This window comes from Labrenzia sp. THAF35 (assembly GCF_009363595.1).
Lineage (GTDB): Bacteria > Pseudomonadota > Alphaproteobacteria > Rhizobiales > Stappiaceae > Roseibium > Roseibium algicola.
On the sequence record NZ_CP045380.1, the window covers coordinates 2891574 to 2912850 of the forward strand.

A 21277-nucleotide genomic window follows, 5' to 3' on the forward strand; every position below is an offset into this window, starting at 1 on the left:
TGTCCTGCGCACGGTCTTTAGCTCTTGTGGAAACGTAATGTCCATAAGCAGTTTGAAGACTAATCGATTGAAATTTGGGGAGGGTGCTTTTGGTCGCATCCAGGCCGCTGGAAGCGTTACATCTGGAACCTTGCAAGTGCAGATAATCAACTCGCAGAGACTTGGTCTGAACGCAGAAGTGCAGAGCAAAATCTGGTAATTCACGCCCGTCGACGGCATTTGCTGTTGAATTCGGACTGCGGATTCAAGCAGACATCGGGCGTCAGGCAAGTCCTGTGTTGATGACGTATCGGCTTCCCGAAGTCATGGGGTCCCGAAGCCTTTTCACACCCCGAGTTCACGCAGGCCTTTCTCTATCGTTTCGCGAGCGCCGTTTTCGGCAAACGGGAAGGACGCGAAGAAGACTTCCGAACTGATTTCCGGATCTGCCTGTCTCGCCCGGGCCAGCCATTGCCGGGCTTCTGCATTCTTGCCGACCAGGTGTGATGTCAGGGCCGCGATCAGGGAGATATGCTTGTGCGCACCAGGCATCTGCGCTGCTTTCACGGCAAGCTCTGCCGCCCTGTGCCTGTCGCCCAGTTGCAATTGCACCAGCGCACGTGCCGACACCATGCCATAGGCAAGCGGGTCGAGCGGGCTGAGGTCCAGCGCCAGAGCAAGATCTGCATCGGCCTGCGCTGCCTGACCTGCCATCACGCTCACCAGCCCGCGTGTATAGACACCCTGGGCGAAACTGGGACTGAGGCTGGTTGCCCGGTCAAACCAGGCGATTGAATCTTCCAGCCGGCCATCGAGCCAGGAACACCGCCCGGCATTGAAGTGAGCAAAAGGATCGAGCCTGTCGGTTTCCACAGCCTGCTGCGCCAGCGCGCGAGCCTTTTCGACCTCGGCTTCGGGATCTTCCGCAAAGCGCATGAAGGCTGATTGAAAATGCGTGAAGGACAGCCCGCCCATGGCGCCGGAGAAATAGGGATCGCGTTCCAGGGATCGTGTGAACAGTTCTGACGCACGGGCGTTGTCCTGCCGGTTGAACCGGTACATGTGATCCAGCCCCAGGTGAAAACAGGCCCATGCATCCAGTTCTCCCGGAGCTCGTCTGCGTGCGATGCGCACTTCGTTCTGCGGGATCTGAACCGCCAGACTGGCAACCACATGGCTTTCGATTTCCGGTCTGAGCTGCTGCAATTCGGACAGGCTGCCACGATAGTGTTCCGCCCAGATCGTGCCGCTGCTGGTCATGTCGATCAGCGAAACGCCGATCGTGACGCTTTCACCCGCAAGTTCGACCGTGCCGGTGAGCCCATAGCGAACGCCGAGTTGGCGACCGGCGGACAACGGGTCCACATCGGGTCCGCGAAAGCGGAAGCTCGATCCACGTGCGATAACAAACAGCCAGTGCAGGCGCGACAGATCCGCAATGATGTCGGCAGGCAGCGCATCGGCCACGATTTTGTGCTGGCCCGGTTCGCCAAAATACTGGAATGGCAGGACGGCGATGGAGGGCCGCCCGTCGCGCGCGGTCTTCAGCGCTTCCTCAATTGCCGGGGCGGCCTGTTCCTCGGTGATCAGGCCCGAACGCGCCGGGGGTGCCTTTGCCTGGACACTGGAAACTTCGGTTTCCGCGACAAACCGGAACCCCTTGCCATGGATCGTCCGGATGACTTTCTGTGTGCTGCCCTTGTCCCCGACAGCCTTGCGCGCAGCCTTGATCCGCGCTGCCACTGCCGTTTCTGAGACAATCCGTCCGTCCCAGACATGCTCGATCAATTCGTCCTTGCTGACCATCCGGTCGCGGTTTTCGACCAGCAGCAAGAGAAGGGAGAGGACTTGCGGCTCGATCGCCACGCGTTCGCCATCACGGCGCAATTCGAAATGTGTACCGTCCAGTTCAAATCCGTCAAAGGTAAACACCAGGGCGTCGGCTTGCGGCACACGTTCCCCTTTCCCCGAAAGTCTTCATGAAAAGGTCAGTTATATTCATGTCCCCGTCAAGCATTGCTGCTGGGTAAGGCGTATCTCTTGTTCATCGGAAACGTCCGATGTTGCTTGGAAACACTGTTACTTGAACTAGGAGATATGAAATGCCGCTGGTTACGATCGATGTCATCAAGAACGTTTTCACCCCCGAACAGAAGCACCAGCTGATCGAAAAGGTGACCGAAGCCATGGTCGCCGTGGAAGGCGAAGCCATGCGCCCGGTCACCTGGGTCCGCATCATGGAAGTCGAGCAGGGTGATTGGGCCATTGGCGGTCAGCGCCTGGGCGCAGCGGACGTGCATGCCATGTCGGGCAAGAAAGTCGCCTGACGCTGCAAAAAAACTGTTGCAAGAAGGGCCGTGCCTTGTGGCGCGGCCTTTTGCGTTTGAGCGGAAGATGCCATCAGGTACTCATGCGCAATCGCGGGCTTGTTGAGACCCTTGCTTCCATGCTGAACGCATCACCTGCCGTCAAACCTCAAGCGAGGGAAAATCGTCCTGCAGCTTGTCGGAATACCTGCCGTCGAACGTATGAAGCCCCGCATGGCGGATTTCGGTCTGGTAGTCCAGCCAGATGGTGCCGCCGCAACCGCGTACCCAGCGCAGGCTGAAGCTCTGGTCCTCATGCAGGAACAACCGACCGCTTGGCGTCGGAAGGTGGCCGAAGAAGTCGTAATACTCCATGTCGGCATGGGCGGGGATCAGCGACATGTCGGGGTAGTTGGTGACGACACCGCGTTCCACCATCGTTTCCGGCACCTTCCGGCTCAAGAGCGTCAGGCCCTGGCCTCCGGCGGGAATGGAGATGAAACCATCCCGATGGTCGGGGTGCCAGTCGGTGTTGTCATAGTCGCGAAGCTGGTGATTGTAGGTCATGCTGCGGGAAACGAGCTGTTCCATCGGACTTCGCTCGGTTTCCGGCAGGGCGGTTTCCGCTTCAATCAGCTGCCGGAGCAGATCCCAGTTGTAATATTTCTGCGGGTAAGAGGCGCTGACGAAATCGCCGCCGAAGGCGACCAGACGCCACACGGCCTCAGGCGTGAACTCCATGTCGGAGTCGAGCATCAGCATGTGGCTGAACTGCTTATGGGCGAGGAATTTGCTCATAAGGTGGTTGCGGTTGATGACGAGGTTTGCAGCACCATAGGTTTCGAACGCAAACGGCAGTCCGTGGTGCTGAAACTCTTGCGTCAACGCGATGAGGGAGCGAACCGTCGGCAGTTCGACCTGGCCGCGGGTCGGCATCGCAATCATGATGATGAGCGGTGTTGCTCCGTCGGCCTCATTCGCCATTTCCTGTTACCTCTCTGAAGGTGATGCCGGGGCATGGATTCCGGGTGTCTCGGGTCAGGCGTCAGGACCTCGGCAGAGTTTCGCCGGTTTCCTATGGTGCTTTCTTTGGAGTTACGAGTTGCGCTGGTCGCAGCTCTTCTGCTTCCTTGAACAGTGAAAAGGTCTGGTTCACATAGCCGACGACGCCATTGATCTGCTGCAGATAGGCTTGCAGCTCCGGAGTGTGTTCCGCTTCCACCAGCTGGATGGCCCGGGACTGCGGATAGACTTCAAAAAGAACATAAAACAGAGGGTCTCCGCGGCGCAGAATGAGGGGAGCAGAGATATCGTGCCATTCGAACGCCCATGTCAGCGTTCTCGGCCAGACGTTGATCGGGAACCTTCCCGGTATCATCAGGCCGGGAAGCAACGATTTCCCGACATGCTGAAACGGTGGCAACTGCGACATGTAGGTGGGCTCGTCCGCAACAAAGATATACGGCAGGCGCATCTGCAGGATGGGGCGGTCGGGCGAGCGCCATTCTTCGCGCGGATGAAGAATGATCAGGTGAGCGAAGACATCGTCTCGAACCGAGGACATTGGCCCGTCGGCGTTCACGACCACGGGTTCACCGAAGTCGGTTTCGGCCATCTGAAGGGAGAGGTCGCAAGGGCATAGTACTTCGAAAAGCCTGCTTTCGAGCCCCAGGACCGCAGGGCAGGCTGTCACGGATTTGGCATGGGTTCGCCGGCACGGGGCTGAGGACTGTTTCAGCCTTTGCGGTGGCTTGTAGACCAGTTGGGATTCGTCGCCCGCCAGCAGCCAGCCGATCGTTGCCGGCCCGCTGCCTTCAGTGTTTCCGTCGCTTGCATCGACGGTAACGTTGAAACTCAGCACGGGAGCACCGCCCTTGTTATCGCCGGAATTGTGCACTGATCCAGGGCGGAGCTGGGAGCCAGCGATTGAGGCTCTTGTCGAGATAAAGGCCGGTGACGGTATTGTAGGAAACGGTCACGGGCTGGCGGGTAAAGGGATCCGTGACTTGCCGCGTCTGAATTTGAGACACGCCGTAGCCCGGTGAGAAGACGGTATTTGCGTTTGGAACCCGTGACCCCGCGCGGCCCCCGTAGACGGTGTTCATTACCGCGCGCCGTGAGCCGTGATGTCCCGGGTGGATGGTGTTCATTCCCGGTCGGCGGTAGCCTGCGCCACCAGCATAGACGGTCTCCATGGCTGCCCGCCGGAAACCGGGGTGGCCGGCATAGATGGTATCCATCGCAGGTCGGCGATGGCCGGGATGTCCAGCGTAGATGGTATCCATCACCGGTCGGCGATAGCCTGGATGACCTGCATAGATGGTGTCCATCACCGGTCGCCGCGCGCCCGGATGCCCTGCATAGATCGTGTTCATCGCCGGCCGTTTGGAGAAGGGAGCGTATCCAGCCGGACCGGCGGTGAGGGTATCGGAATGCATTTGTCCGGGCCGACTGCCCATGGAGCTGTCGGCTGACGGTCTTCTGCCTGCACCCAGTTTTACGAGATCTTGATCGATCCCCGGTTTCTTTCGGTCAACCAAAGCTTATCCCTCAAGAACCAAATACTATAAAAGATTTAAGTGCTAAACTGACATAAAGTTACAAAATGCCTCTGCTTTCCGCAACTCCTTTCAGAGCTTCGCCTGCGTTCCTGACGACATTGCTCCAATCACGCGGATGCTGTTGCCGGAAAAAACGCATGCCCGGATACCAGTCCGAACGGTCTCCCTCAAAGCAGTGATACCAGTGGGGAAAAGTGTCGAGCAGAAGCCAGACCGGTGTGCCGATCGCCCCGGCAATATGTCCCACAGCACTATCGGTCATCACGATGACGTCCAGCGACTGGATCATGGCGGCGGTTTCGGCAAAATCGAAATCGTCACAATCGATGACAAGATCACCCAACCCGCCTTCGATGAGTTGGCGATGGGGCGGCCCTTTCTGCAGGCTGTAGAGTTGAACGAAGGGCAGTTCGGCAAGCGGCAGAAAATCCGAGAGCTGCGCTGCCCGGTCCGCGTTGCCACCGTAGTCCACGTTTCCCGACCAGAGGATGCCGACACGAAGCGGTGCTCTCGCCCTTGCAAGCAAGGCGTCTCGCCTTCCTGCAAACGCCGGATCGCACTTCAGGCGCGGAGGTGGGTAACGGGACGGATCATCGACACCAAGCAGATAAGGCAGTGACAGAAGCGAGATCTGATACTCGCAGCCATACCCAGGGAGCTCTTCAGCATTCTCGACCCAGATGTCGACACCTTGAAGGTTCTGCAGGAGGTGCGACAGGGCCGGGGGACACAGGAAATGGACGCTTGCGCCGGCAGCCTTCAAGCCTGGCAGAAACCTCGCCGCCCAGATGATGTCGCCGTGCCCACCCTCGGGCAGAACCAGGATTTTCCTCTCCGCTGGCGGAGATCCGTCCAAGAAGGGCAGGTGGTGAACGGCGGCCGGAGTGATGCCGGCGCCGAAGCGATGCTCCCAAAGCGGCCAGCCACGCCGATAGTCCCTTTGCCCCAGAGCCAGCCAGGAGGCTTCGATAGCTGAACCGGCATCGTCCGGATCGTCGCGCAAGAGCCTCCGAAAGATGTTGAATGCCTCGCCGTGCTTGCCTGATCTGGAGCGGGCGACGGCCAGGACATAGTCTATCTCAGGATCGTCGGGCTGCAGGTTTTTCAGCTGTTCTGCCACGGCCAAGGCATTTTCCGGGCGTCCGAGGCGCAGATAGTGCGCAGCAAGGCGGTGCAGGGCGACGATGCTTGGCGGCGTGATGGCAGCAGCCCGGGTAAGACAGGCGAGTGCAGCCGTATCCCGCTCCTCCAGAAGATGAACCTCCGCCTGCAACAGCCAGGCGTCCAAATGATCCGGAGCGAGTTTCAGGCAGGCATCGGCATAGGCAATCGCCGTGGCACATTGCTCCCGGCCGAAGCTTCGCAGCGCCATTTCGTACAAGTCATCTGCCGTCAGTGGGCCGGGGTCTCTGGTCATTTGGCCTGCTGTGCTGTCCCGTTCACGTTGCTCTGTAGACTTCGTCTATGCCGATAAACTCGATCACCTCGTATCCCTTTCCGGCCATGAAGGAGGGGATCTCGGGACTGTCGGTAATGTTCTCGATGGTCCACACTTCGACCGGGATGGTCTCGAAGGGAAACTCTTCCAGGACAGCCATCTCGCCGCCTTCAACGTCGAGAGACACATAATCGATACGCTCAATTGCCGCGTCTGCCAGTATCTCCCTGATCGAGCGAACCGGTATCTTTGCAATGCGCTCGTCGTGCTCGGGGTGCTGCCGGATCCTTTCCAGAAGGTCCGGAGCGATGTTTGCGAGCAGACCGCCGCTTTGGGTGTAGCCGGCTCGGATTTCCAGGAATTCCGCGAAAGGTGTCGGCGAACCGACCGCAGCGTTAAGGCACGCGCAGCCGCGGACGGACGTCGCCTTTGCAAAGTTCGCCGGTGACGGCTCAATCAACAGTCCGGTCCAGCCAAGTTCCTTTTCGAAGAAAAGGCTGTTTGAACCAGTGAGCCCGTCATATCCGCCAAGTTCCAGGAAAACGCCGCCTGTACGGTGTTTCAGAACCTCGTCGTTCAGGAACTTGTCCTGGCCGGATTGGCTGAAATACTGCTGGTGCATGCCCAGGGCCTTTTCCACGGCCCAGATCTCGTGCCGCAAGCCGCCCCGGCTCGGCCCGAAAACATGTTTCAGCTGACCGACAAGCGTTTCCCGGAGGTCTCTCAGGGCTTGCGGGGAATACTCGCTGTAGAATTCCGGCATGGTCATGAGGCAGTGAGGTCCTGACTGATTTGAAATTGCTTTGAATTGAATGGTTCAAATCCATGCGAAAGTTACCTTAGGTTAGTTCAGGGTGCTGCCCAAATTCAAAGTCTTTGATGATCCCGCTGTAAGGGTTCGCAAGGAGCACGCACTGGAGATGGCGAAAGGTGACGGCGCGAATGAAAGACCAGACATCCGCATCCAGCCTGACCGAGGCATTCCTGGAGTGGTACATCGCGAACCGGCACAGTCCGGATCTGGCCGAGCTGAATGACTATCTGCTGAATGCCGCCTTGTCGGCGCGGGGCTACAACAATCTGGAGAGCGGCGAGACCTTCTTCGTGAAAGAGATCCTGGCCGCCACTGCACCGAGGCTCTGTTTCGACATCGGTGCGAATGTCGGCCGATACAGTCTTGATCTGTTGAACTACACGTCCGCCGACGTCATTGCCTTTGAGCCGCTGATCTCAACGCATGGAGAGCTGGTGCGAAACACGCAGGCCTATGGCGACAGGATCGTTTGCGAAAACGTCGGGGTTGGTAACTTCGACGGCGAGGGGCTACTGCATTTCGATGCAACCAACCCTGTTCTTGCCTCCTTCTCGCAGGAGGTGAAGAAGGTGAGTTATGTCACAAACGGGCAAACGGTGAAGGCGCGGGTGACGTCGCTCGATACCTATTGCCGGGTAGCCGGAATAACGGCGGTAGATCTTATCAAGATCGACACGGAAGGCTTTGAGACCGAAGTGTTCGAAGGGGCTGCCAGGGTGTTTTCCGAAATCAGGCCGCGGTTCATCCAGATGGAGTTCAACTGGCACCAGATGTTCCGCAGCAGGACGCTGAACGACTTCGCGGAAATGCTTCCAGAATACGACGTCTATCAGTTGCTGCCGAACGGTTGGACGCGGCGGGAGCCGAGAGATCCATTGACGAATTTCTACCAGTTTTCAAACTTCGTGTTCGTCTTGAACGGACAAGGGGAGTTTCTGCAGACTGCTGACAGCGGCGTATGATTTTATCTCGACAATACGAGACCCGAGTTCCGTATTGATCTCCTGCTTCAGTGCCGCGCGTTTGTCATTCGTCTGGTATATGCGTCGTGCCAGATCCACGAAGCGGTCCTTGCAATCCTGCGATCGGTCGTAGTTGCGGATGTCGTCTTCGAAACTCCACAGACTTTCATTGAGGCTTTTCAACCGGGCCTTCCAGGTGTGGACTTGGCCCGTATCAGGCATGTGCCGGTCGTAAATCTCGCTGAGCGAAGCCAATTCGAAGCGGACGTGTTCCAGTTTCTCCGGAGCGGATATGCGGTCGGCCTTGATTTCAAGGATGGTGATCTTGTCGAGGAGTTCAGCCGGTGAAATTGGTATGTAGATCATCTCGACCAAGACACATGCCTTTATGTTCTTCCCGCTGGTTTCAGAACTGTAGCATCAAGTCGCTGGTCCGTTAATTGGCGTGCTTGCAGAGCAGGGGCACAGAACCAGCCGTCGAACAAAAAAAGCCGGCCCTGCATCACCAGGGCCGGCTGATAGCATGTTGCTGCAGGCAGGCGATTACTGCAGCAGGGCCGGGGCGTTGTCCGGAACGGGGGCAGGCGGCACCTTGGTGTCGGTGAAGGCGGGAACGGCTGCTTCAAAGGCGTCCAGCCAGGCCACAAGTTTCGGATGGGTCTGCCGCCATTCGCCGGCAAAACGGATATCCAGGTAGCCGAGGGCGCAGGCGAGCGTCAGGGAGCCGGCATTGACGTCTGCAGCGGTTGCCGGAACAGGTGGCGTGTTGTCTTCAAAGTGCTTCAGGCCACGATCCATCTTGGCTGCCTGATAGGCGTCCCAGGCCGGGTCGCGGTACTTCGGTTCCTTGAAGCGCTTCTCGTAGACCCGAAGGATGGCCGCATCCATGATGCCGTCCGCCAGTGTCTGGTCGCGCAGGACCGGAAACCGGGCTTCGCCCTCCGGAAACAGCTTGCCGCCGCCCGCCAGGAAGTCGAGGTATTCCAGAATGACGGAGCTGTCGTAGAGAACGTCGCCGTTTTCCAGGACCAGCGCCGGGATCTTGCCGAGCGGGTTCTGGCTGCGCAGGCTGTCAGAGGGGTCGGCGGTATTGGCGTCTTCGATCTCGACCTTGCCCTTGAGGCCGAGAATGGACAGGGCGAGCTTCACCTTGCGGCCGAAAGGCGACGGGGGAGACGAGCGAAGTTTCATCATGGGTCCGAACTCCTGAAAGAAGAAGGCGGTTGGGGTGTATAAGACGGTTAGCGTGCGCCGGGGGGAGGCACGGACAGGCTGCCGGCGCGGCAGCCGGATCTGTCGACCTCGCGGCAGGCACGGAATTCCAGATCCCGCGTGAGGCAGATGCGGACTTCCTCAAGTTCGCCCCGGTCGCAGGTGACGGCAAGCCCGTCCTCCTTTAGGCCCGGATTGGCAAGCCGGAAGGCTTTCTCAACGGTATCGGGGGCGGCCTTGCCGCGCTTGTCGAGTGTGCGGAAGGCCCCGGGGATCGTGATCTTGTCGAAAGCCTCGCGGGTGAGATCGAAGTAGTCTTCCGGCGTCAGGCCGGAGCAGGTGCCGTGCTTGCGCCACTCGTGGAAGACGAGATTGTGGCTCGGCATGATGTCTTCCATCGAAACGGCGATTTGCCGGTCGATACGCTTGGGCGCGCCGGGGCAGCTTTCCGGGAAGCCCCGCTCGTATTGGGGCCACAGGCCATGCACGACGAAGCGAAAGGGCTTGGAGACTTCACATTGATGCGGATTGGCATCCGCGCCCTGTTGCTTGCAGTAGGTCGGCGACCAGGACAGGGCGAGAACATAGAAATCGAATTTTCCGGACTGATCAGCTGAGGCTGGCAGGCTCAGAAGTCCCGCCAGAAGGCAGGCGGACAGTCTTCCGATATGGCCGAGCAGCGCCATGGATCAACCTTCTTGGGGAAGCCGTGGCCTTAGTGCGGGCGCGCCGTGCTGCAATGGTCGCCGTAGACCCGCCACTTGTCCAGAGGAGCGAGGCAGGCCTCCACATTCCAGCTGAGCCCGACGAAACCGGCGTGCTCTTCCACCATGTAGTGGACGGACTGAATGGTGCCGTCCGACAGGCTGGCCGTGCCCTTGCAGTAGCGGCGCTCGATCGGGCTGACGTCATTGCCGCTGTTGTTGACTTCACTGATGCCGTCGATGCTCAAGATCGTGCGGCCGCCGTAATAGTCCTTGCGAGCCCGGGCGACGGTGCCTGCGACGGCACTTTGAACGGATGCGGCCGTGCAATCCGGCAAGCGCTTGTCACTGCCAAACGAGAAGTAGACACGGTCGTCATTCGCGGCAGCCGGTGCAGCCAAGCTTGCGCAAAAGGCCAAGGCTGACAGGGTCAAGCAGACGGATCGGGCAATACTCACGGCATAAACTCCGGAAATCAAACTGTGTAGGAGACGATGGGGGAGCCGGGTCGGAAGGTCAAGGTTCGATCCCGGTAAAAGTGTCACTGTAGGGGCTTTATTCGCCGATCAGCTGCGTTACGTTCCAGCTGGTGCCGGGTCCCTGGTGCAGGACGTCGCACAACCAGGGCAGAATCAGACGCATTTCCTCCGCAAGCGTGAAAGGGGCGTTGATCAGTGTCATGCCCGAACCGAGCATTCTGGTGTCCGGGCCGCTCTTGCCAACGTTGAGGTCGAGGCTCAGTACGTCGCGCAGGCCAGCTTCGTCGAAGTCGCCATGCATGCGCCGGATCGCTCTGACATCCTTCATCGGATACCAAAGTGCATAGGTGCCGCCTGGCCATTTTTTGTAGGCCTTCACCACGGCGTCGGTCATGCGGGAGAATTCGTCCGTCACTTCGAAGGCGGGGTCGATCAGCACAAGGCCGCGTTTTTCCTTGGGGGGCAGAAAGCTTCCCATGGCAAGCCAGCCGTCCAGGTGGATGGTCTTGACCTGATGGTCTCCCGCGAACCGCTCCGCGAGCGTCTTGAAATCCGCCGGGTGCAGTTCCGTCAGCGTCAGGCGGTCCTGCTTGCGCATCAACTGCCGTGCGACCATGGGCGAGCCCGGATAAACCTTCAGCGCGTCGCCGTCGTTGAGCGCGCGTACTGCCGTCAGCCAGGGAGCAAGCAATTCGGCTATCTGAGGCGGAATATCGGCCTCAAGCACCTTGCCGATGCCCAGTTGCCATTCACCTGTCTTCTGCATCTCCTGCGAATTGAGATCGTAAAGACCGATGCCCGCGTGGGTGTCGAGGATGCGGAAGGCCTTGTCCTTGCGCTGGAAATAGGCGATCAGGCGGGCCAGGACGACGTGCTTCAGGACGTCGCCGATGTTTCCCGCATGATAGGCATGGCGGTAGTTCATTCGGACTGGTACCCGGAGGCAGGTTCAGCATCGCGCTTGAAGAAGATAACTGCCTTGTCGCCATGGTCTGCCTTGCCGATTTCCGAGAAACCGAGACGGCTGTGGAACCGTATCGAGCCCGGGTTGGCGGGGCGTTCGTTGACTTCGCAGACGAAAACACGACCACTGCCGGCAAAACGTTCAAACAGGGCGCCGTAAAGGGCGTCGCCGATCTTCTTGCCCCGAAGGCTCTCGTCGACGCAAATCCGGTCGGTGTAGGCAAAATTTGAAACGCGTTCGCTCAGCCATTGATAATTGCGGCTGTCATAGCCGGCGCCGTCACCCAGGCACAGCAGGAAACCGGCAGGCGTGTCGTCCACGACTGCAACAAGACAGACAAGGGCGGAATTGACCAGATCAAGCAGTTCTTCGGCTGTCAGTTCGTTGACGGCCGGAACAGCAGCATTGTTCAGCGGCAGCAACGCGCCGAGGTCGCCCGGCAGGAACGGTCGGATGGTCAGGGTATCGGATGAAACGGCAAGCATGGGGCACCACGGTGGATTTCGGACCCGCCTTATAGGGGCTTCGGCAGGAAGTGGAAAGATGTCCGCTGGATCCGTTGATTGCAGTTACTGCTGAGGATCAAGGGAAACCGGCACGGCTCCAAGTCAGGTCGGGGGAGGCGGTGCCGGCATTGTCGGTAAAAAGAATGTGGGCGCAGCAAGGCTGCGCCCACTTGCTTCATGCTCTCAAGCCTCTGTGTGGCAGGGGCTAGGGGAGCTTATTCTTCGGCAGGTCCGCCGTCGTCTTCCTGCGGTGCGTCGCCTTCTTCAAGCGCCTGCAGGTTGACCGCTTTGGGGCCCTTGCCACGACGATCCGGTTCGGTCTCGAAGGACACCCGCTGTCCGCTGTCCAGGCCGGCAAAACCGGACCGCTCGACCGCGGAAATGTGCACGAACACATCCGCATCGCCTTCGTCCGGAGTGATGAAGCCAAAACCCTTGTCGTTCTTGAAGAACTTTACGGTGCCAGACTGACGCGGGCCACGCTCGACCGGGGGCATGTCGCGCCGCGGGCGCTGCTGACGGAAGCCGTCGCCTTCGCCGCCTTCGCGCGGGCCGCCGCCATATCCGCCGCGTCCGCCACCGCCGTAACCGCCTTCACGGCCACCGCCGCCACCGTATCCGCCACGGCCACCGCCGCCGCCGCCATAACCGCCGCCATCGCGACCACCGCCGCCATAACCGCCGCCTTCGCGTCCGCCGCCGCCATAGCCGCCGCCTTCACGTCCGCCGCCGCCGTAGCCACCACGGCCACCGCCGCCGCCGTAACCGCCACCGCCTTCGCGGTCGCCGCCACCGCCGTAGCCACCACGGCCACCACCGCCGCCGTAACCGCCCCGGCCGCCGCCATAGCCGCCTTCTTTATTGTCGTCGCGGCCGTAGCCGCCACCAAAATCATTGTCGCGTCCGCCGCGGTAGCCGCCATCCCGGCCGCCGCCATAGAAGTCTCCACCGAACTCGCTTCCGCCAAAATCACTGCCGAAGTCTTGCGGACCGCCAAACTCGCGCTTGCCGCCGCGCCGACCACGCGACCGCCGGTCCGAATCACCATCGTGCATTACCGAATCACCTTAATTGTTGCGCCCTTTCGGCACATAACGACCAACCTCACCCGCCTTCACAGTCGAGTCACCACACTCAGGCGCACTCCGTGCGTCTGATCAACATTCTGGGATCGGGTTGAAACAATCTTGCCACATCCCTCTCCAGCCGCTGCGTTATCATCATAAGGGCGGGACAGGGAAAATCGCAAGAAAATCCTTGGTGCAGGCGCTAATTGGAAGCGTTTTTCGGAGGCCAGGTACTTGACCAATTGGACAAGTCAGGTTCCGTACCGTCACATGTTTTCCTGGCCGCTTCTTCCAGCAGCACCAGGCCGGTGCCGTTCCACACCCATCGGTTCCACAGGCCGCATTCGCCAACTCCTGAACCCTTGAAGTAACTTACGAGCTGTTGATCGGCCGGAATCCATCTTGCGTTGTAGATGAGATCTGTTGCGACCGGACCCTTTTCCGACATGCGGGCGACATGCACCTGACGGGCTGCACCGTCCTTGCCGGAAAGGACAGCTACATAGGGGCTGTTGTAAGCGGTTGGAGCCCCGCAGGGGATGATGTAGAGCGCGGCGCTGTCGGCAAGCGGCACCCGAACGGCATTCAGGCTGGCGAAGATGGTCGGGTCGATTTCAGAGCACAGGCGGTTGGCAGACCAGACGGCAGCCACTTCCGGCGGGAGCTGGTCGGCGCTCATCAGCGGAATGGCGTGCGGGGCGTCCCTGGCAGGGTCGGTGCCGGGGGAGACGATGGCTGCAACGGTGCCGGTGCGGTCCTGGCGATTGTCGAGCCACAACAGACTGGATTTGAGGCCGAGGAGGGGGACGGGTACCGCGACCGGGTCGGTTCCGGTGGTCGCAGGTACGCTGATGGTGAGTTCCTTGCCCTTGCGCATGGCGTCAAGCAGCGTCGTTGTCGCCGGGCCTGTCGGATACCAGAAGCCTTCTCCACCGAGCGGACGGAAGCCGGCTGGCGGATTGACAGCCGGCTGCATCTCGCGCAGCTGTTCGATCGGCAGCGCCTCGATCGGAGCGCCGTCGACCTCGAACTTCAAGGTGCCGTCCTTGGGCAGCTCGGTGTTGGTGGTTACACGGACAAGAGGCTGGGCCTCCGCCTGCCAGTCGCGGACGATGCGCACATCGACCCAGACCGACTGGCTGCGGGTGAACGAGGAGGCAAAGCACACGCCGGTATTGCCGCAATCGACCGTCCAGCTTTCGAAGCTGGGCGTCGTCCGGCCAGGCTGCGCCATTGTGCTCGAAGCGCCCAAAAGCGCTGCGGCAACAGTCATCAGCAATGTCAACAGTCGTGGCGTCATCAGCTCCGGCTATCCGAATGTGCTTGGCGTCTTCCAACAGGTCCATACATCTTGTACGAAATGCACGCGGCCAGGTGAAGCCGCGATTGACCAGAAACACGACACCGGATGGTGTTGTCCCGTATTTGTTACAATGGGCCGTGCGAGGCCGCTGTTGAAGGAGGCTACCATGGCGCAGGACACGACGAACTCCGGTGGGGATGAAAATCCGGAAGACGGCATGCCGCCAATCCAGGTGATGGTGATTGCTGTTACGCCGTTTCAGCAGAACTGTTCGCTCATCTGGGACCCTTCATCCATGCGCGGAACGGTGGTTGATCCGGGCGGCGATGTCGACAAGATCCTGGCAGCGGTGAACAAGCAGGGCGTGAATGTCGAAAAGATCGTTCTCACGCACGGTCATATCGATCACGTAGGCGGTGCGGCCGACCTGGCCGAAGCGCTGAAGGTGCCGGTGGAGGGGCCACACGAAGCCGATCAGATGCTGATCGACAGGGTGGCCGACCAGGCGGTGCAATTCGGCGTGGAAGGCGTCAAACCCGTGATGCCGGATCGCTGGATGGTCGAAGGCGACCAGGTGGAAATCGCCGGGCGGATGTTCGATGTTCTGCATTGCCCGGGCCATTCACCCGGCCACCTGGTGTTCTTCGACAAGGAACTGCGTTTCGCGATTTCCGGCGATGTTCTGTTTGCCGGCTCCATCGGTCGCACGGATCTGCCGGGCGGCGATCATGCGACCCTGATCAAGTCGATCCGCGAAAAGCTGCTGCCGCTTGGTGACGATGTCGCCTTTCTTCCTGGTCACGGCCAGGCCTCGACGATTGGCCATGAGCGTGAGACCAATCCGTTCCTGACCTGAGGTGCGGTGATGCCTTGATCCGGCGAGGGATTGCCCGCTTCGGGCAGCCCTCGGCGGGTTGGAAGACTAGAAATCTGATGCTGCCTGAGGTCCTGCTGCGCCGGAAGGGCGAAGGCTGGCGACTTTACCTGTCAGAGCAGGGCTCTCAGATCGTCGATGCGATCATTGACCAGCCAGCCGTAGTAGTTTTCCTGCGGCCAGCTTTGGCCGCTGCGGCGGTATTTCGCGGCTCGGCCCCAGGGATCGCCGAGATTGTAGAGCGTCGCGGTCAGGCCAGGGTTTTTCGAAATATCCACCTTGCCAACGGATTTATAGGCGGCAATGGAGTCCTGGATGATCGCGGCCATGTAGTGCAGCGAGATGTTCGGGTCCATGGTGGCCTTGTAGACCGCCTCTGAATCGGCTGCCGTCAGCTTGCGGAAGTTGCTTTGCTTGGCAACCCGGTCGGTCATCTTGAGGACCGTGAGCGGGCTCAGCTGGCCAAGGCCGAAGCTCTGGCCGGAATAAAGCGGCTGGAAGAACGCTTCGTTGAAGTTCTTTTTTGGGTAACGGACGCCGTCAACCGAACGGCCGCGAAACTTGCCGTTCCAGACGTTCTCGTAACAGGACCAGCGGCGGTCCGAGCTTTTCTGAACATGGTCCTTGCGGCAGCGTTCGAACTCCGGGCGTTCGACGAACTTGTCGACGTGCACTCCGTTCAGCTCGAAGTCGAAGCGGATGCCGGCATAGGCGAGAGCCTTGACGTAGTAGGACTGGGCGCTGTCGAGCGTGTCGTAGTTGTAGGTGTGTTCGCCGACGATGGCGCCGATGATGTGGATCGGGTCGATGCCGTAGCGGGCGGCCACGCGCTTGATGGACCCCATCAGGCGGCGATCACGCTTCAATACGGCCAGAACCTTGTCGAACTTGGCATCGTAGGATGATTTGGAGGCGGCGGTACGGCGCGAAGAGGCGAAGGGGATCTTCGGCTGGCTCTTGAACCGGTTGCCTTCCGGCACCACCCGCACGGATTGGGCTTGCACGGTCGTACTTGTCGCGAGAGGCAGCGCCAAAGGAGCCAAGAGCAGGCCAAACACCAGACATCCAGTCACCAGTTTGGAAATTCGGCCGAGATGACGGGTCTTCCTGCACACCATAATTTTTCTGCGCCTGGCTTTATCTTGTGTTTCTCGCCGACCAAATGCGGTCGTGCCGGCGAGCTCCAGTTGGTTCACATAGCTCGCTGGATGCGACTGTAAATAACTCATCTTGCAAAAAGCCCCCAGAAAAAACCACCGCAGCCGCGAAGATGCAACCGGTTCCTGTCTCTAGGGCAGGGACATCAACAAAGAAGTGATACCGGTCACAGCCCGGTGGATTGTCAGGAGCCGGGTGCCGAACGAAAGGCCGCGGCAGGCCCCATGCGCAGGCGGACAGCCTTTGGAACGTCCAGGAAATCGTAGAAGGCCCGGTGCTGACGCAAGCCGCATAACTCGCGCTGGATGGTGACATGCCAGAGCGCTTCACCGGCATCGGCAAGCCGGTTTTGCAGGGTTTCGCTATCTGTTTCGGAACCGTCTTCCGCCGATTTCAGATCGGTGAGAGCCGTCTCCAGTTTTTTGGTAAGCCGCGAAAGCGTGGATGCCTTCTCGTTGAGAATCTCGTTCTCGAGCGCTGCCGAGAGCGGATCCTTGTCGGCAGGTCTGGTCAGTTGGGGTGGGCGTACGGTCATGACGTCGGAAGCTGTTGCGGCAATCTCACGCAGGGTCACACGACGGCTCCTTTCAAGGCAAGCCTTTTCCGCAACAGCCGACGTCGACTGAATCGCGGTGAGGCTGGGCCTCGGGAGGGGTCGGAAGGTCGATCTGTTTCTCGGGAATTAGTCAATTCAACCGTAACTTTTAGGTGCTACCTACCCGATTGTCTACGCATTTATACGGATCATTCCCGACCATGTTCAATGTGCTTGGCTGCATCTTCTATCAGCACAACATCGCGCTTGTGGGGCTCGCAGCTCTCGTTTGTCTGTTTGGATCGGCCGTTACCCTGCGGCTGTTGCGGCGTTGTGTGCGTGCGCAAGGCACACAGCGTCTCGGGTGGCAGTTTCTGGCGGCCGTTGCCGGTGGCGGCGGTGTCTGGACCACCCATTTCGTTGCAATGCTGGCCTACGAGCCGACCGCTCCGGTCTCGTTTGATCCGGCCCTGACACTCATTTCGCTTGTGATCGCGATTGTCGGGCTGTTTGTCAGTTTCGTGGTCAGCGGCCTCGGTAGCGGAAAGATCCTGACCGGCATGGGTGGGGCTCTCGTCGGAATTTCATTTGCGGCCATGCATTACACCGGGATGTTCGCCTACCGGATCACAGGGCTCGTCGAGTGGGACTTCGGCTACATCGTCGCGTCCGTCCTTTTGTCTGTTGCCCTGTCCGCTGCCGCGATCACCTTGATCTGGCGCACCTACCTGGGCTCTCGTCGGTATTGGGTTGCCGTTGCCCTGATGGTGACCGGGATCGTAAGCCTGCATTTCACCGGCATGACCGCGTTGCGGATCATCCCGATGTCGCAGAATTTCACGGAGGTCGATAACGGTGCTGCCCTTGCCCTTGCGTTGGCAATTGCCGTTGTTGCCCTGCTGGTTGTCGGCACCGGGCTGACGAGCTTCCTGATCGACAACAATGTGCGAGCGATATCCAGGCGGCAACTGCACCATGTTGCCGCTCATGACGCACTCACGGGCTTGCCGAACCGCACGAGCTTCCAGAGACAGCTTGCCGGACATCTCGATGGGTATTTGAACCCCGGCAAGAAGCTGGCGGTGATCGGGATCGATCTGAACCGCTTCAAGGAAATCAACGACACCTTTGGCCACGCTGCGGGTGACGAGGTTCTGCGCATCCTGGCCCGGCGCATGGAGCAGATCCTGCGCGACGATGAATTCATCGCCCGCCTCGGCGGCGACGAATTCGCAGCCATCAAGCCTTTCAGCGACAAGGATGAAATCCTGTCTTTTGCGAAACGGATAGAGAGCGTTTTCACCCGACCGATCGAAATAGGGGCAATGGACGGCATCGTTGGCGCGAGCCTCGGGGCGGCGATCTGGCCTGACGATGCCCAGACGCCGGACGAACTGGTCAACAATGCCGACCTTGCCATGTATCACGCCAAGCATGGGTTTCTCGAAACGATCTGTTTTTACGATGCCAACATCGGTGCGACGGTTCGAAACAGGCGGCAACTGGCAGAAGATTTGAGACGGGCGCTGGAGCGCGGCGAGCTCGAGATCCATTATCAGGTGCAGATGTCGCTGAATTCCAGCCAGGGCATCCGGGGATATGAGGCCCTGCTTCGCTGGACCCATCCCGTAATCGGCCCGATTTCACCGTCCGAGTTCATTCCCGTTGCCGAGGAAAACGGGTTGATCGCTTCCCTTGGAGCTTGGGTGCTCAACAAGGCCTGCGAGGACGCCTCGCGATGGGAACCGGCTTACCGGGTTGCCGTGAACGTTTCCGCCGTACAGTTCATGGACACCAACCTGCCACGGCTGGTGCATGAAGCCCTGGTGACGACCGGACTTTCACCACACCGCCTGGAACTGGAGCTGACGGAAACCGCCCTTGTGAAAGACAAGGCCCGTTCGCTGCACATCATGCGCCAGATCAAGGATCTGGGCGTCGGTCTAGCGCTGGATGACTTCGGTACGGGGTATTCTTCGCTTGAAACCTTGCGGACCTTTCCATTCGACAAGATCAAGCTCGACAGGGCGTTTGTTGGCGAAATGGAGCAGGACCGCCAGTCCAAGGCGATCGTGCGCGCCGTCCTGGCTCTCGGAAAGAGCCTGGACATTCCGGTGCTGGCTGAGGGCATTGAGACTGAAGAACAGATGGAGATCCTGCAACAGGAAGGCTGCGACGAAGGTCAGGGCTTTCTGCTGGGGCGTCCATCGCAGGTCGATCGCCTGATCCAGCACGGCGGCCCCGTGCAAAACGAGGTGCGCAAACAGTCTCAACCATCACGCAAGGCGGCAGCTTCGAAGGGTGAGCCTGTCGACGATAAAGACGATGGCTCGGCTTCCCTTCGTTCGCCTCTTGCCGCACGCAGTTGAGGCAGGGCTGCGGTCTTGTCGTCAGGGCTGCAAGCGGCGTGTCGAGATGCCGGGACGGGTTACCCGGCGGGTTTTTCCTGTGTCAGGTCCTTTTCAAACGCGATCAGGCACAAGAGCGCGCACAGTTTGACGAGGCAGGGCACGCCCGCATAAGTGAGGCTGAGCAAAAAGCCGAGTTGTGCGGTGAGGGCAGTTCCCGGCTGATACCCGAACAGGCCCAACAAAGGCAGCGTGAGGCCGGTGGCAAGGGCGAGACCGGACTTGGACAAGAATGCCATAATCGCAAAAAGGCGCGACGCCTCCCCCTGGCGCCGGTCCGTGTCGATATGGTCCGCCAATATGGCGGGTGGCAAGGCAAGGTCGGCGCCTAGCGCCAGGCCGGACAGGGCGCAGACAAACGCATAGGCTGTCAGATCTCCCTCTCCCAGAAGAGCGGCCCAGCAGAACGTGAAGATGGCGCCGGCCAGTGACATTTGCCACGCCCGCACCTTGCCGAAATGTCGGGCAAGCCGGGTCCAGAGCGGCATCGAGATGACGCCTGACAGGAAATAGACCAGCAGAAAAAGCCCTGTGTAGCTCTCGGCCCCCAGCCTGTCGCGGATGAAGAACAGCACCAGGACGGCGGGGATCGCGCTTGCGAAAATATTGAGAAACAGCAGCCCGAAAAACAGACGCCTCCAGCGGCTCCGCAACAGGGTCCACCAGCCCATTACCGGACCAGCTGTTTGCGGGTTTTCAAGGGGTGCCGACCGCATCCATCGTAACAGGAGCCACAAGGAGACCGCCAAAAGTGGCAGATAGCCAAGCGTCACATAGAGAAATGCCGTTTCGATGCCGGTCCGTGTTGCCAGTGCGGCGGGCAGGACCGACGCAATGAGGAGACCGGCAAGCCCGAACCCTTCCCGTGCCGCCGTTACCGGGGTCCTGTCGGAGGCACTGGTTTTCCAGAGACCGCCCAGTGTCTGGTAGTTGATGGTGACGACCGAATATCCCGTGGTGCAGATGAGCACGGAGGCAGTAAACCAGACAAGCGGTGCCTCCTTCCAGGGATGAAACAGCATCCAGAAGCCCACGCCAAGCAGGATTGCGCCAAGCGCCAGAACAGTCCCGCGCCACTGGTGAAACCGGTCGCTGAGGCTGCCAATGAAAGGATCCTGGATGGCGTCGAACAGGCGCAGGGCAAGAAGAATGGCGCCGAGCGTCGCCACGGGTTGCTGCAAGGTGACGGCATAAAAATCCGGGGCGTGCAGGTAGATCGGCAAACCGGCAAATGCCAGGGGAAACGCCATGACCCCATAGGTCGCAAGGCCGGAAAGCGTCACGCTTCCAGTATTACCGGACTTTTTTGGCAGAGCCGCAGCGTCGTCCGACAATCGTGTTGTCACGAACCGGACCCGACCAGTTGCGCACGCAACTGAGGATCACGCGTGTTGTTGCCCAGCCAGATAGCGAAGAATTTTTTCGTGAATGCCGGGTCGGAGATCGTGCCGAGCTTCTGGTTGCCGAGATAGAACTCGGCCTTGCCGCTGCTGGTGCGTACACCCGTAATCGATTGTCCGGGGGAGACATTTGGAAACAGGGCTTCCATCTGGGTTTGCCACTTGGCAAGCTGAGCATCCGAGACGCCGCCCTGCCGGCGGATTTCCTTGACCGAGCTTTCAGCGATCTGCTTGCCCTTGAAGGTGCGCAGATAGGTGAGCTTCAAGGCAAAAGGGGCGGACGGGCTATAAGTGCCTTGCGGGGCATAGAGTTCCGCGTCAAACACCTTGAAGCCGAGGAAGGTCATCCGGCCCTTGCCAACCAGCTCGGCAGACGGAAGCAGCCTGGCCGCTGAACCCAGGTCGGCGAAGGCCGCGCCGGCAGGTGCTGCAACAGCGAATGCCAGGGTGAGCGCGAAGGCGAACCTGCGCCAACGGAACCCTTGTGTCTTCAAATGAGGAAACATCGAACAACCCTCCGCAGATCCTGTCGTGTACCCAGCCTGAAAGGATCTACGGGGGAACCGCGTTGCCGGATTAGTGGAAGCAACCTTGTTTCGGAAAACCG

22 protein-coding genes are annotated in these 21277 nt (G+C 59.8%); 4 read left to right on the forward strand and 18 right to left on the reverse strand.

Annotated elements, in window-relative coordinates:
• Positions 1–324 precede the first annotated feature (324 nt).
• Entirely contained in the window at positions 325–1932 is a 1608-nt protein-coding gene (locus FIU93_RS13135; protein WP_152505807.1) for a winged helix-turn-helix domain-containing protein, read from the reverse strand.
• A gap of 149 nt (positions 1933–2081) precedes the next feature.
• On the opposite strand from FIU93_RS13135, the gene FIU93_RS13140 reads away from it, so the two are divergent.
• Positions 2082–2306: a tautomerase family protein gene (locus FIU93_RS13140; RefSeq protein ID WP_022998030.1), complete on the forward strand. Its 225-nt coding sequence runs from the start codon at positions 2082–2084 to the stop codon at positions 2304–2306.
• Between the two features lie 141 nt (positions 2307–2447).
• Here the strand turns inward: FIU93_RS13140 and FIU93_RS13145 are convergent, their stop codons facing one another.
• The 5 genes from FIU93_RS13145 to FIU93_RS13165 all read right to left on the reverse strand — a co-directional run bounded on the left by FIU93_RS13145 (position 2448) and on the right by FIU93_RS13165 (position 7053).
• Positions 2448–3269, reverse strand: a complete 822-nt coding sequence (locus FIU93_RS13145) for a hypothetical protein (protein WP_152505808.1) — start codon at positions 3267–3269, stop codon at positions 2448–2450.
• Positions 3270–3360: 91 nt separating this feature from the next.
• Positions 3361–4146 carry a hypothetical protein gene (locus FIU93_RS13150; protein ID WP_152505809.1) on the reverse strand — a complete coding sequence of 262 codons (786 nt, stop codon included), beginning with the start codon at positions 4144–4146 and terminating at the stop codon, positions 3361–3363.
• A gap of 16 nt (positions 4147–4162) precedes the next feature.
• The gene (locus tag FIU93_RS13155; RefSeq protein WP_152505810.1) at positions 4163–4723 is read right to left on the reverse strand and encodes a hypothetical protein; all 561 of its coding nucleotides are present in this window, start codon (positions 4721–4723) and stop codon (positions 4163–4165) included.
• Between the two features lie 160 nt (positions 4724–4883).
• Positions 4884–6263 (reverse strand): tetratricopeptide repeat protein, encoded by a 1380-nt coding sequence (locus FIU93_RS13160; protein WP_152505811.1) that lies wholly within the window; start codon positions 6261–6263, stop codon positions 4884–4886.
• A 22-nt stretch (positions 6264–6285) separates the two neighbouring features.
• Positions 6286–7053, reverse strand: a complete 768-nt coding sequence (locus FIU93_RS13165; protein ID WP_152505812.1) for an FkbM family methyltransferase — start codon at positions 7051–7053, stop codon at positions 6286–6288.
• 173 nt (positions 7054–7226) lie between these two features.
• Between FIU93_RS13165 and FIU93_RS13170 the strand changes: the two genes are divergently transcribed.
• On the forward strand, positions 7227–8060 hold the full coding sequence (locus tag FIU93_RS13170) for an FkbM family methyltransferase (protein WP_152505813.1): 834 nt from the start codon (positions 7227–7229) through the stop codon (positions 8058–8060).
• Here FIU93_RS13170 and FIU93_RS13175 read toward each other — a convergent pair.
• The 8 genes from FIU93_RS13175 to FIU93_RS13210 all read right to left on the reverse strand — a co-directional run bounded on the left by FIU93_RS13175 (position 7995) and on the right by FIU93_RS13210 (position 14292).
• Entirely contained in the window at positions 7995–8426 is a 432-nt protein-coding gene (locus tag FIU93_RS13175; RefSeq protein WP_209009389.1) for a DUF6165 family protein, read from the reverse strand. The genes FIU93_RS13170 and FIU93_RS13175 overlap by 66 nt on opposite strands.
• 177 nt (positions 8427–8603) lie before the next feature.
• A complete protein-coding gene (locus FIU93_RS13180; RefSeq protein ID WP_022998022.1) occupies positions 8604–9254 on the reverse strand; it encodes a glutathione S-transferase family protein in 651 nt (216 codons plus the stop codon).
• Between the two features lie 47 nt (positions 9255–9301).
• Positions 9302–9958, reverse strand: a complete 657-nt coding sequence (locus tag FIU93_RS13185; protein WP_152505815.1) for a ribonuclease T — start codon at positions 9956–9958, stop codon at positions 9302–9304.
• 29 nt (positions 9959–9987) lie between these two features.
• Positions 9988–10434 carry a hypothetical protein gene (locus FIU93_RS13190; RefSeq protein ID WP_208984223.1) on the reverse strand — a complete coding sequence of 149 codons (447 nt, stop codon included), beginning with the start codon at positions 10432–10434 and terminating at the stop codon, positions 9988–9990.
• Positions 10435–10531: 97 nt separating this feature from the next.
• A complete protein-coding gene (rlmJ, locus tag FIU93_RS13195) occupies positions 10532–11380 on the reverse strand; it encodes a 23S rRNA (adenine(2030)-N(6))-methyltransferase RlmJ (RefSeq protein ID WP_152505816.1) in 849 nt (282 codons plus the stop codon).
• The gene (locus tag FIU93_RS13200; protein ID WP_152505817.1) at positions 11377–11904 is read right to left on the reverse strand and encodes a GNAT family N-acetyltransferase; all 528 of its coding nucleotides are present in this window, start codon (positions 11902–11904) and stop codon (positions 11377–11379) included. The genes rlmJ and FIU93_RS13200 overlap by 4 nt, the downstream gene beginning before the upstream one ends.
• Positions 11905–12140: 236 nt before the next feature.
• Positions 12141–12980, reverse strand: a complete 840-nt coding sequence (locus FIU93_RS31690; RefSeq protein ID WP_022998017.1) for a cold-shock protein — start codon at positions 12978–12980, stop codon at positions 12141–12143.
• A gap of 214 nt (positions 12981–13194) precedes the next feature.
• A complete protein-coding gene (locus FIU93_RS13210; RefSeq protein WP_022998016.1) occupies positions 13195–14292 on the reverse strand; it encodes a DUF1176 domain-containing protein in 1098 nt (365 codons plus the stop codon).
• Between the two features lie 169 nt (positions 14293–14461).
• On the opposite strand from FIU93_RS13210, the gene FIU93_RS13215 reads away from it, so the two are divergent.
• Complete coding sequence (locus FIU93_RS13215; protein ID WP_031268222.1) at positions 14462–15151, forward strand: MBL fold metallo-hydrolase; 690 nt, start codon at positions 14462–14464, stop codon at positions 15149–15151.
• A 131-nt stretch (positions 15152–15282) separates the two neighbouring features.
• Here FIU93_RS13215 and FIU93_RS13220 read toward each other — a convergent pair whose 3' ends face one another.
• Complete coding sequence (locus FIU93_RS13220; RefSeq protein WP_152505818.1) at positions 15283–16287, reverse strand: DUF1402 family protein; 1005 nt, start codon at positions 16285–16287, stop codon at positions 15283–15285.
• A 224-nt stretch (positions 16288–16511) separates the two neighbouring features.
• A complete protein-coding gene (locus FIU93_RS13225) occupies positions 16512–16901 on the reverse strand; it encodes a DUF6665 family protein (RefSeq protein ID WP_209010356.1) in 390 nt (129 codons plus the stop codon).
• A gap of 182 nt (positions 16902–17083) precedes the next feature.
• Between FIU93_RS13225 and FIU93_RS13230 the strand changes: the two genes are divergently transcribed.
• Positions 17084–19231, forward strand: coding sequence for a bifunctional diguanylate cyclase/phosphodiesterase (locus tag FIU93_RS13230; RefSeq protein ID WP_152505819.1), 2148 nt, complete (start codon positions 17084–17086; stop codon positions 19229–19231).
• A 59-nt stretch (positions 19232–19290) separates the two neighbouring features.
• On the opposite strand, the gene FIU93_RS13235 is transcribed toward FIU93_RS13230, so the two are convergent.
• Together FIU93_RS13235 and FIU93_RS13240 are read right to left on the reverse strand one after the other, a co-directional pair.
• Positions 19291–20616: an MFS transporter gene (locus FIU93_RS13235; RefSeq protein WP_209010357.1), complete on the reverse strand. Its 1326-nt coding sequence runs from the start codon at positions 20614–20616 to the stop codon at positions 19291–19293.
• Positions 20613–21176 (reverse strand): chalcone isomerase family protein, encoded by a 564-nt coding sequence (locus tag FIU93_RS13240; protein WP_152505820.1) that lies wholly within the window; start codon positions 21174–21176, stop codon positions 20613–20615. Before FIU93_RS13240 ends, FIU93_RS13235 begins: the two co-directional genes overlap by 4 nt.
• Between the last annotated feature and the right edge of the window lie 101 nt (positions 21177–21277).

Excerpts from the sequence above, each read along its gene's own strand:
- FIU93_RS13180 (WP_022998022.1), bottom strand. The coding sequence starts at position 9,254 with ATGATGAAACTTCGCTCGTCTCCCCCGTCGCCTTTCGGCCGCAAGGTG.
- FIU93_RS31690 (WP_022998017.1), bottom strand. The coding sequence starts at position 12,980 with ATGCACGATGGTGATTCGGACCGGCGGTCGCGTGGTCGGCGCGGCGGC.
- FIU93_RS13240 (WP_152505820.1), bottom strand. The coding sequence starts at position 21,176 with ATGTTTCCTCATTTGAAGACACAAGGGTTCCGTTGGCGCAGGTTCGCC.
- FIU93_RS13165 (WP_152505812.1), bottom strand. The coding sequence starts at position 7,053 with ATGACCATGCCGGAATTCTACAGCGAGTATTCCCCGCAAGCCCTGAGA.
- FIU93_RS13140 (WP_022998030.1), top strand. The coding sequence starts at position 2,082 with ATGCCGCTGGTTACGATCGATGTCATCAAGAACGTTTTCACCCCCGAA.
- FIU93_RS13145 (WP_152505808.1), bottom strand. The coding sequence starts at position 3,269 with ATGGCGAATGAGGCCGACGGAGCAACACCGCTCATCATCATGATTGCG.
- FIU93_RS13210 (WP_022998016.1), bottom strand. The coding sequence starts at position 14,292 with ATGACGCCACGACTGTTGACATTGCTGATGACTGTTGCCGCAGCGCTT.
- FIU93_RS13175 (WP_209009389.1), bottom strand. The coding sequence starts at position 8,426 with ATGATCTACATACCAATTTCACCGGCTGAACTCCTCGACAAGATCACC.
- rlmJ (WP_152505816.1), bottom strand. The coding sequence starts at position 11,380 with ATGAACTACCGCCATGCCTATCATGCGGGAAACATCGGCGACGTCCTG.
- FIU93_RS13220 (WP_152505818.1), bottom strand. The coding sequence starts at position 16,287 with ATGGTGTGCAGGAAGACCCGTCATCTCGGCCGAATTTCCAAACTGGTG.
- FIU93_RS13160 (WP_152505811.1), bottom strand. The coding sequence starts at position 6,263 with ATGACCAGAGACCCCGGCCCACTGACGGCAGATGACTTGTACGAAATG.
- FIU93_RS13170 (WP_152505813.1), top strand. The coding sequence starts at position 7,227 with ATGAAAGACCAGACATCCGCATCCAGCCTGACCGAGGCATTCCTGGAG.
- FIU93_RS13155 (WP_152505810.1), bottom strand. The coding sequence starts at position 4,723 with ATGCATTCCGATACCCTCACCGCCGGTCCGGCTGGATACGCTCCCTTC.
- FIU93_RS13215 (WP_031268222.1), top strand. The coding sequence starts at position 14,462 with ATGGCGCAGGACACGACGAACTCCGGTGGGGATGAAAATCCGGAAGAC.
- FIU93_RS13200 (WP_152505817.1), bottom strand. The coding sequence starts at position 11,904 with ATGCTTGCCGTTTCATCCGATACCCTGACCATCCGACCGTTCCTGCCG.
- FIU93_RS13185 (WP_152505815.1), bottom strand. The coding sequence starts at position 9,958 with ATGGCGCTGCTCGGCCATATCGGAAGACTGTCCGCCTGCCTTCTGGCG.
- FIU93_RS13230 (WP_152505819.1), top strand. The coding sequence starts at position 17,084 with ATGTTCAATGTGCTTGGCTGCATCTTCTATCAGCACAACATCGCGCTT.